A 9,467-nucleotide genomic window follows, 5' to 3' on the forward strand; every position below is an offset into this window, starting at 1 on the left:
TCCCCCGGGCGCATAACTCCTGCACTTCCGCGACATCCCGCACCGCGACCCCCGGAACGACGGCGATGGACCCCATGCCGAGCAGCAGAGTGCAGGAGTTATGCGCCCGAGGCGGCGGGAGCGTACGGGCCGCGTCAGGCGGCCCGCGGCGGACCTGCCGGCGCACTTCCCAGGGCGTTCACCGCGCGGATCAGGCGGTGCAGCGAGCCGACATGGATCGGCGCGAGCCGCAGCACCAGACGCGGCAGGTGGGCGCGCGCGGCGTCGTCGGCCTCCGCGCGCAACGGCGCGCTGCGCTCGATCGAGCCGGACGTCAGCAGCGCGCCGAACTCCTCGTCGAGGCTGGAAATCTCGGCATCCGTCGGCTCGGCCTTGAGGCGCAGCACCAGCCGGTCCCCCACCCAGCGCAGCGAATCGTAGTTGCGCCAGAAGTCCGTGATCGCGGCCGCCGCCTCGTCGACCGAGTCGGTGAGGACCAGCCGATCGAAGTCATCCGGCGAGATCAGCCCGGAGCCCGCCAGCTGCTCGTCGACGAAGCGCTCCAGGCCACCCCAGAAGGTCCCGCCGGGCTTGTCCAGCAGCACGATCGGAGTCGGCTCCGCCTTGCCCGTCTGCTGGAGCGTGAGCAGCTCGAACAGCTCGTCGAGGGTGCCGAAGCCGCCGGGAACGCAGACGAAGCCGTGCGATTCCTTCACGAGCATCAGCTTGCGCGTGAAGAAGTACTTCATGGCGACATTGCGCGCGTTCTCCGCGATGACGGCGTTGGGACGCTCCTCGAACGGCAGGCGGATCGAGACGCCGAGCGAGCGCTCGGGGCCTGCGCCCTCGGCCGCGGCCTGCATGATGCCGGGCCCCGCTCCCGTGACCACCATCCAGCCGCGCTCCGCGAGCGCCTGCGCCACCTCGGCGGCCGCGCGGTAGACGGGGTCGTCCGGGCGCGTGCGCGCCGAGCCGAAGATCGTCACCTTGGGCACGCCCGCATACGGGGCGAAGTGCTGGAAGGCGGCGCGCATCTCGGCGAGCGCGGCCGTCGTGATCTTCAGGTCGAGCCTGCTCGCGCCGTCGAGCCCCAGACCGACGCCGGTGGCGAGGATGCGGGCGATCAGGTCGGTGTTCTCGGTGATCCCGGCATCGGCCATGACACCGCGCAGGTCATCGGTGACATCGGCCGAGACGGAGGCATCGCGCGACATGCCCCCAGCGTGCCACGCCCTGCTCAGCGCGTCGCGGCCATTGACTCAGCGACGCAGCCGCGCAACGGCCTCGTCGACCGGGACCACGTCGCGCTCGCCGGAGCGGCGGTCCCACAGCTCGACCTGCCCGTCGGCGGCTCCGCGGCCGACGATCACGATCTGCGGGACGCCGACGAGCTCGGCATCGCCGAACTTCACCCCGGGCGAGACCTTGGGGCGGTCGTCGTACAGCACATCGAGACCGGATGCCTCGAGCTCGGCCGACAGCCGCTCCGCGAGGTCGAACGCCGCCGCGTCCCTTCCGGTCGCGACGACGTGGACGTCGAACGGCGCGACGGAGGCCGGCCATACGAGGCCCCGCTCGTCGTTGTTGAGCTCGGCCAGGATCGCGAGGATGCGCGTGACCCCGATGCCGTACGAGCCCATCGTGACGGTCACGAGCTTGCCGTTCTCGTCGAGCACCTTGAGGCCCAGCGTCTCGGCGAAGAATCGCCCGAGCTGGAAGACGTGGCCGATCTCCATGCCGCGCGCGAGCTCGACCGGCCCCGAGCCGTCGGGCGCCGGGTCGCCGGGGCGGACGCTGGCGACCTCGACGAACCCGTCGCCCGTGAAGTCGCGGCCCGCCACGAGGGTGTGGACGTGCTTCTGATCGATGTTCGCGCCGGTGACCCACGCCGTGCCGTCGACCACGCGCGGGTCGAGCAGGTACCGGATGCCGGTGGCCGACTCCTCGCCGAGGATCGGGCCGGTCTCGGACCAGGGTCCGATGTAGCCCTTCACCAGCAGCGGGTGGTTCTCGAAGTCCTGCTCGGTCGCCGGCTCGACGGCGGCGGGCGCGAAGGCGACCTCGACGCGCTTGTCGTCGACGTCGCGGTCGCCGGGCACGCCGACGATCACGAGCTCTCGCGTGCCGTCGAGGTGAGTGAGCGCGAGGACCACGTTCTTCAGCGTGTGGGCGGCGGTCCACTCGGTCGCGCCGTCGGTGCCCGGGCCGGCGATCCCGGGCGCGGGCGCGTCGAGGTGGGCGTTCGAGTGGTCGACGAGCGTCTGGATCGTCGGGGTGTCGGGCGAGTCGAAGATCACCGGGTCGCCGAGCCCGTCGAACGGGATCGGGTCGGGAACCGTCGTCGTGTACGCCTCGACGTTGGCGGCGTATCCGCCGGCCGAGCGAACGAAGGTGTCCTCGCCGACGGCGATCGGGTGCAGGAACTCCTCCGAACGCGCGCCGCCCATGAGCCCGTTGTCGGCCGCCACGATGACGTACTCGAGTCCCAGGCGCTGGAAGATGCGCTCATACGCGTCGCGCTGCGCCTGGTACGAGGCATCCTGCCCCTCGTCGGTGTAGTCGAACGAGTACGCGTCCTTCATCGTGAACTCGCGGCCGCGCAGGAGGCCGGCGCGCGGGCGGGCCTCGTCGCGGTACTTGTCCTGGATCTGGTAGATCGCCAGGGGCAGGTCCTTATATGACGAGTAGAGGTCCTTCACCAGGAGCGTGAACATCTCCTCGTGCGTCGGGGCGAGCAGGTAGTCGGCGCCCTTGCGATCCTGCAGGCGGAAGATCCCGTCGCCGTAGGAGGTCCAGCGGCCCGACTGCTCGTAGGGGTCGCGCGGAAGCAGCGCGGGGAAGTGCACCTCGTAGGCGCCGGCGTTCGACATCTCCTCGCGGATGATGCCCTCGATCTTCGCCTTGACCTTCAGGCCCAGCGGCAGCCAGGTGAAGATGCCGGGCGCGGCGCGGCGGATGTAGCCGGCGCGCACGAGCAGTCGATGGCTCGTGACCTCGGCATCGGCCGGGTCTTCGCGGAGCGTGCGGAGGAAGAAGTGCGACAGACGGGTGACCACGAGGGTCAAGTCTAGGCGGGGGGCACGGCGAAGCCGCTGACGGGCGAAGCGAGTCCTCGCGGGACCTCCCGCGAGCGGGGCGGCCCGAAGGCCTGGGAACCTCGTGACAGCGATCGCCACTGCGTCATGCGATATATTGCATGCTGAATGCCCGCGACGCCCCACGAGGAGACCCCGTGAAGCTCGATCAGTTCCCCCGCTATCCGCTGACCTTCGGCCCGAGCCCGCTGCAGCACCTGAAGCGGCTCACGCAGCACCTCGGCGGCGCGCAGGTGTGGGCCAAGCGCGAGGACGTCTCCAGCGGCCTCGCCTACGGCGGCAACAAGGTGCGCAAGCTGGAGTACATCGTGCCGGACGTGCTCGCGTCGGGCGCCGACACCCTCGTCTCGATCGGCGGCTATCAGTCCAACCACACCCGGCAGGTCGCGGCCGTCGCCGCCCACCTCGGCCTCAAGGCCCGCCTCGTGCAGGAGAAGTGGGTGCCGTGGGACGACCCGGTCAACGACAAGGTCGGCAACATCCTTCTCTCCCGCATGATGGGCGCCGACTCGCGGCTCGACGATGCGGGTTTCGACATCGGCATCCGCGACTCGTGGAAGGACGCGCTGGCCGAGGTCGAGGCATCCGGTGGCATCCCCTACCCGATCCCCGCCGGAGCCTCGGAGCATCCGCTGGGCGGGCTCGGCTTCGCGAACTGGGCATTCGAGGTCGCCGAGCAGGAGAAGCAGCACGGCGTGTTCTTCGACACGATCGTCGTCTGCACGGTCACCGGATCCACCCACGCCGGCATGATCGCCGGGTTCGCAGCGCTCGAGGATCTGACCGGCCTGAAGCGCCGAGTGATCGGCATCGACGCGTCCGCGACGCTCGAGAAGACCCGCGACCAGGTCGCGCGCATCGCCCGGAGCACCGCCGAGCTCATCGAGCTCGGGCGCGAGCTGCGCGACGACGAGATCCAGGTGCTCGAGGGCTGGGCGGGCGAGCTGTACGGCCTTCCCGTCGAGTCGACGATGGAGGCGATGGCGCTCGGCGCCCAGCTCGAGGCGATGATCACCGACCCGGTCTACGAGGGCAAGTCGCTCGCCGGCCTGATCGACCTCGTGTCTTCGGGCGACATCCCGAAGGACTCGACCGTGCTCTACGCGCACCTCGGCGGCCAGCCGGCGATCAACGCCTACCACTCGCTCTGGAGCTGAGTCCGCGCCCGGCGTGCGGAGTATTGTCCGTGCGGACGCGCAGGACCCCGCTGAGTGCGCAGTTGCAACCGCGCGCCTAGGCGGCAACCGCGCCGGCGCACGCCCGGCAACCGCCTGGCGAGCCCGTCAGCTCGTGACGACCTGCGCCGTGCCGACGGGGGCAGCCGGGCCCATCTCCTCGGCGATGCGGTTCGCCTCCTCGATGAGGGTGGCGACGATCTCGGATTCGGGCACCGTCTTGATGACCTGGCCCTTCACGAAGATCTGGCCCTTGCCGTTGCCCGACGCCACACCGAGGTCGGCCTCGCGAGCCTCGCCGGGACCGTTGACGACGCAGCCCATGACGGCGACGCGGAGCGGCACGGTCATGTCCTTGAGCCCCTCGGTCACGTCGTCGGCGAGCGTGTAGACGTCGACCTGGGCGCGTCCGCACGAGGGGCACGAGACGATCTCGAGCTTGCGCTCGCGGAGGTTCAGCGACTGCAGGATCTGGTGTCCGACCTTGACCTCTTCGGCGGGAGGCGCCGAGAGCGAGACGCGGATCGTGTCGCCGATGCCCTCGCCCAGAAGGATGCCGAAAGCCGTGGCGCTCTTGATGGTCCCCTGGAACGCCGGCCCGGCCTCGGTCACCCCGAGGTGCAGGGGCCAGTCGCCGCGCTCGGCCAGGAGGCGGTAGGCCTGCACCATCACGACGGGGTCGTTGTGCTTGACCGAGATCTTGAAGTCGTGGAAGTCGTGCTCCTCGAAGAGCGAGGCCTCCCACACCGCGCTCTCGCACAGCGCCTCGGGAGTGGCCTTGCCGTACTTCTCGAGAAGGCGTCGGTCGAGCGAGCCGGCGTTCACGCCGATGCGCAGCGAGACGCCGGCTGCCTTCGCGGCGGCGGCGATCTCGCCGACCTTGTCGTCGAACTGCCGGATGTTGCCGGGGTTCACGCGCACGGCGGCGCACCCGGCGTCGATCGCCTGGAACACGTACTTCGGCTGGAAGTGGATGTCGGCGATGACGGGGATCTGGCTCTTCTTCGCGATGATGTGCAGCACGTCGGCGTCGTCCTGCGACGGCACGGCGACGCGGACGATCTCGCATCCGGATGCCGTGAGCTCGGCGATCTGCTGCAGCGTGGCGTTGATGTTCGTAGTGGGCGTGGTCGTCATCGACTGGACGCTGACCGGTGCGTCGCCGCCCACGAGCACCTTGCCGACCTTGATCTGACGCGTCTTGCGGCGGGGGGCGAGCGTTACGGGGACCTTGGGCATCCCGAGATTCACAGCAGGCACGCCCCCAGCCTACGCGCCGCGAGTGAGGCCCGGCCCGCCGCCGGCCGTGGACCCGCCGTGATCTGCGCGTGCGCCGCGCGGTGTATCTTCCCGGCATGACGGTGAATCACCTCTTCACGCGGATGACCGGGCGCGATCCGCGCGAGGCGCATCGTGCGGCCACTCCGCTCGAGCTGCTGTTCGACCTCGTGTTCGTGGTGGCCTTCAGCCAGATCGGCACGCAGATGGCGCACTATCTCGAGCTGGGGCACACCGGAACCGCGGTCCTCGGGTGGTGCTTCACCACGTTCGCCGTCGCCTGGGCCTGGATCAACTACTCCTGGCTGGCATCGGCGTACGACACCGACGATGTCTACTTCCGGCTGGCGACGATGATCGTCATGATCGGCCTCCTGATCGTCGCCCTCGGAGTTCCCGACGTCTTCCACTCGATCGACGAGGGAGAGATCCTCGACAACTCCGTGGTGGTCGCCGGCTACGTGATCATGCGCGTCGCGACGATCGCGCTGTGGCTGCGGGTCGCCCGCGAGGATCCCCGCCGCCGCCGCACCGCACTCGCTTATGCCGGGAACATCGGGATCGCCCAGATCGGATGGGTCGCGCTGATCTTCCTGAGCCTCCCGGTCGGCACCACCATGATCCTCACCACGCTGCTCGCGCTGTTCGAGCTGGCCGGGCCGCTGTTCGCCGAGCTGCGCTTCGGGCGCACGCCGTGGCATCCGCACCACATCGCCGAACGGTACGGGCTGCTGCTCATCATCACGCTGGGCGAGATCATCCTGGGCACCATCATCGCGATCTCCGCCGTGATCGACGTGCAGGGGTGGACGCTCGAGACGGCGCTCGTCGCGTTCGGCGGCGTCGCCCTCGCGTTCGGGATGTGGTGGATGTACTTCGCGATCCCGTGGGGATCGGTGCTCGCGCATCATCCGGGCCGTGCCTGGGGCTGGGGGTACCTGCAGATCGCGATGTTCGGGTCGGTCGTCGCGGTGGGAGCGGGCCTGCACGTCGCCGCCTATGTGATCTCGCACGAGGCTCACGTCGACGCGGTCTTCGCGGCGCTGAGCATCGCGATCCCGGTGCTGGCCTTCGAGACGCTGCTGTTCGTGCTGTACTCGCTGCTCCTCCTGCAGGTCGACCTGTTCCACGTCTGGCTGTACGTCGGCGTGATCGTCGTCCTCGCGGCAGGGGTCGCGGCGGTCGCCCTCGGCGCGTCGATCGCGGTCGGCATCCTGATCATCGCGTGCTCACCGGTGGTCGTGGTCGTCGGCTACGAGACTGTCGGCTGGAGGCACGGGCAGCAGATGCTCGCCCGCGCGACGGCCGACTGAGCGGGCTGTCACCGAGCGGATGCCGCGCCACGGCCTGTGGTAGGTTCGCCCCATGTCCGCGAACCTCACCTGGTGGCTCACCGCATAGGCGGTGGGTTCGCGCGACCACAGACCGCCCTCGAGGCGGTCTTCTTTTTCGTAGGGTTGACCGCCCCCACGACGAAAGACCGATCATGACCGGGCCCGCCCCCCTCTCCCTTCGTGAACTGGCCGCGCGCGGCATCCCGTTCGCCCTCATCGCGCGCGATGGCGCGACCGTCGAGGTTCTGACCGGCGACGTCGTCGACGTCGACCTGCTCGCCGACATCCCGCTGCGGGGCGCGGACGGCACGCCCCGCGAGGTGCTGGCCCTTGTGCCGTTCCGACAGGTGCGCGAGCGCGGGTTCGAGTGCCATGACGACGGCGCTCCCCTGCGGTGCCTCGTGGTCTCGGAGCACACCGCGATGCCGCGCGAGGCGGCGCTGGCCGAGCTCCCGGTCGAGCCGATCGCGCTGACGGACGCCGGCTTCGACATCGCCGACGAGGCCTACGCCGACATCGTCCGCCGGGTCATCGCCGACGAGATCGGGCGCGGCGAGGGTGCGAACTTCGTGATCCGCCGCGATTTCACCGCCGGTGTGGAGGCGGATGCCGCGACCGCCGCGCTCACGTGGTTCCGGGCGCTGCTCGAGTACGAGCGGGGCGCGTACTGGACGTTCGCGATCGTGACTCCGGGGCATGTCGCGGTCGGCGCGAGTCCGGAGGCGCACGTGAGCGCTCAGGGCGGGTTCGTAACGATGAATCCGATCTCGGGCACGTTCCGCCATCCCGCGGGGGGCGCGACCGCCGAGACGCTGACCGAGTTCCTCGAGTCGACCAAGGAGACCGAGGAGCTCTTCATGGTCGTCGACGAGGAGCTCAAGATGATGAGCGCGGTGTGCTCCGACGGCGGCCGCATCACGGGGCCCCATCTGAAGGAGATGTCGCGGCTCACCCACACCGAGTACGTGCTGCGGGGTCGCAGCCGGCTGGATCCGCGCGACATCCTGCGCGAGACCATGTTCGCCCCGACGGTCACCGGGTCTCCGATGCAGAACGCCTGCACCGTGATCACGCGGCACGAGCAGACGCCCCGCGGGTACTACTCCGGCGTCGCGGCGCTCTTCGCTCCGAGAACGGATGCTGCTCCCGGCGAGCAGTCGCATGATCTCGACGCACCGATCCTCATCCGCACCGCGTATCTCCAGGACGGGCGTCTGCGCGTGCCGGTGGGCGCGACGCTCGTGCGGCACTCGGATCCGTACGGCGAGGTCGGCGAGACCCACGGGAAGGCTGCGGGCGTGCTCGGGGCGATCGGCGCCATCGCGCGCGACATCGCCGCCGAGCGGGTGGAGGCGATCGATGAGGATGCGCCGGCCGCCGAGCCGCGGCGCCTCGCGGACGACCCCTCGATCGCGTCGCTGCTCGCCTCCCGGAACGCCCGGCTGGCGTCGTTCTGGCTCGAGCCGCAGGGTTCGGACGACGGGCCCTTCAACGGTCGCGGTGCGCTGGTGGTGGATGCCGAGGATCGCTTCACGACGATGCTTGCGCACCAGCTGCGCCATCTCGGGCTCGATGCGCGCATCGTGCCGTGGAGCGCGGTGACCGATGAGGAGATCGACGGCGCCGAACTCGTCGTCTCGGGTCCCGGGCCCGGTGATCCCCGCGACCCGGCGAGCGCGCGGATGACGCGGATGCGAGAGGTCGTGAGGCGGCGCCGGGCATCGGGCCGGCCTCTGCTGGCGGTGTGCCTCAGCCACCAGATCCTCGCGGACTCCCTCGGGATCGAGCTGGCGCCGCTGGCGTCGCCGCATCAGGGCCTGCAGAAGAGCGTGGACGCCTTCGGGGAACCGGCATCCATCGGCTTCTACAACACGTTCACGGCGCGGGTCCCCGCCGGCACGGCGCGGGTCGGAGAGACCGAGGTCGCCGCGGATGCCGCAACCGGGGACGTCTACGCGCTCCGCGGTCCCGGCTACGCCTCGGTGCAGGGGCACCTCGAATCGATCCTGTCGCGCGACGGCATGGTCACGCTCGAGCGGCTGGTGTCGCACGCGCTCTCGCCCGTCGGAGCGTGAGCCCTCGGTCCGCGGGCCGCGGTCCGTGCGCGGCCCCTTCTCGTTTCGCTATGTGAGTTCCGGCTCACACACTCCGGCTGGGTGCGCGCTCGCCGAGACACGGGATCTGCGTCGAGACCCCGGGCATCGCCCGGTGTTTCGCCGAGATTCCGGGGTTTCGGCGGCGTTCCGGCTTGCACGCACCCATGTGAGTTCCGGCTCACACACACCCATGTGAGTTCCGGCTCACACACCCGCGATCGGGTGTGTGAACATGAACTCACATACGGAAAAGCAATGCCCACTGCTGGCCCGAGAACCCGGGGGGCGCCGCCGAGCGAACACACCTCGCAGCGCAGCCCGGCTCCGCCTCATCGCCCTGCACGCGCGGCGAGCAGGCGCCGCTCCGCCTCGTTCGCGGTGAGCTCCAGCGCCTCGAGGTCTTCGGCGAGCGCCTCATCCGGCCGGCCGAGCTCACGCAGCAGCGACGCCCGCACCGCGTGCCACCGGTGCGAGCGCGCGAGCGCGCCGGCGAGCGCGTCGACCTCCGCG

6 protein-coding genes and 1 pseudogene are annotated in these 9,467 nt (G+C 70.2%); 3 read left to right on the top strand and 4 right to left on the bottom strand.

The annotated features are described in order from the left end of the window. Nucleotides 1-134 precede the first annotated feature (134 nt). Both ACE3O1_RS11940 and ACE3O1_RS11945 read right to left on the bottom strand, forming a co-directional pair. A complete protein-coding gene (locus ACE3O1_RS11940) occupies nt 135-1,193 on the bottom strand; it encodes a TIGR00730 family Rossman fold protein (protein WP_374315306.1) in 1,059 nt (352 codons plus the stop codon). A 45-nt stretch (nt 1,194-1,238) separates the two neighbouring features. Beyond that, the gene (locus tag ACE3O1_RS11945; protein ID WP_374315308.1) at nt 1,239-3,035 is read right to left on the bottom strand and encodes a proline--tRNA ligase; all 1,797 of its coding nucleotides are present in this window, start codon (nt 3,033-3,035) and stop codon (nt 1,239-1,241) included. Nucleotides 3,036-3,211: 176 nt separating this feature from the next. On the opposite strand from ACE3O1_RS11945, the gene ACE3O1_RS11950 reads away from it, so the two are divergent. Further along, entirely contained in the window at nt 3,212-4,231 is a 1,020-nt protein-coding gene (locus ACE3O1_RS11950) for a 1-aminocyclopropane-1-carboxylate deaminase (protein WP_374315310.1), read from the top strand. Between the two features lie 126 nt (nt 4,232-4,357). On the opposite strand, the gene ispG is transcribed toward ACE3O1_RS11950, so the two are convergent. After that, the gene (gene ispG / locus ACE3O1_RS11955; protein WP_374315318.1) at nt 4,358-5,488 is read right to left on the bottom strand and encodes a flavodoxin-dependent (E)-4-hydroxy-3-methylbut-2-enyl-diphosphate synthase; all 1,131 of its coding nucleotides are present in this window, start codon (nt 5,486-5,488) and stop codon (nt 4,358-4,360) included. 116 nt (nt 5,489-5,604) lie between these two features. On the opposite strand from ispG, the gene ACE3O1_RS11960 reads away from it, so the two are divergent. Together ACE3O1_RS11960 and ACE3O1_RS11965 are read left to right on the top strand one after the other, a co-directional pair. Continuing rightward, entirely contained in the window at nt 5,605-6,840 is a 1,236-nt protein-coding gene (locus ACE3O1_RS11960; protein ID WP_374315312.1) for a low temperature requirement protein A, read from the top strand. A 173-nt stretch (nt 6,841-7,013) separates the two neighbouring features. Continuing rightward, on the top strand, nt 7,014-8,936 hold the full coding sequence (locus tag ACE3O1_RS11965) for an anthranilate synthase family protein (RefSeq protein WP_374315314.1): 1,923 nt from the start codon (nt 7,014-7,016) through the stop codon (nt 8,934-8,936). A gap of 350 nt (nt 8,937-9,286) precedes the next feature. Here ACE3O1_RS11965 and ACE3O1_RS11970 read toward each other — a convergent pair. Then, nucleotides 9,287-9,467, bottom strand: a pseudogene (locus tag ACE3O1_RS11970) (RNA polymerase sigma factor); the annotation flags it as partial.

This window comes from Microbacterium sp., from assembly GCF_041909575.1.
GTDB lineage: Bacteria > Actinomycetota > Actinomycetes > Actinomycetales > Microbacteriaceae > Microbacterium.